General features: G+C 65.3%; 1 protein-coding gene. It reads right to left on the bottom strand.

Annotation, left to right across the window (positions count from 1 at the left end; translation table 11 throughout):
- Nucleotides 1-426 (bottom strand): penicillin-binding transpeptidase domain-containing protein (locus QSK31_RS48580; protein ID WP_285692008.1); only part of this gene is annotated, 426 nt, incomplete at both ends.

Here is a 426-nt window from a genome sequence, read left to right as displayed (position 1 = left end):
CGAGCTGCGCCTTCAGCTTCTCCTTGTCGGTGACCTTGTTCAGGTCGATGCGGCCTTCCTGGCCGGAGATGAAGTTGATGCCGGCCTTGTGCGCCGCCTCGGCCACCTTGTCCGAACCGAGGTCCGCTGCCAGGTGGTAGAAGGGGAAGTTGTACGACTGGATAGTCGCGTCCTTCAGCGGGCACCGCCGCTCGTCACAGGTCAGCTTGGTGCGGCTGGAGTTGTTGATGGCGTCGCCGCCGATCTTCTTCGCCTTCGAGTCCCAGGTCGTGTCGAACCCGTACCCGGCACTCAGCGCCGCGAGCAGCGTGTAGATCTTGAAAGACGAGCCCGGCGGCCGGCCACCGCCGATGAAGTCGCCGGTGTCGTTGTAGTTCGGGCCGGCGTAGTCCCAGCCGACACCGTCCGGGCCGCCGTAGTAGGCGA

This window comes from Actinoplanes sp. NBRC 103695, assembly GCF_030269485.1.
In the GTDB taxonomy this organism is placed as follows: domain Bacteria; phylum Actinomycetota; class Actinomycetes; order Mycobacteriales; family Micromonosporaceae; genus Actinoplanes.
This window is presented reverse-complemented; position numbering and strand designations above follow the sequence as displayed.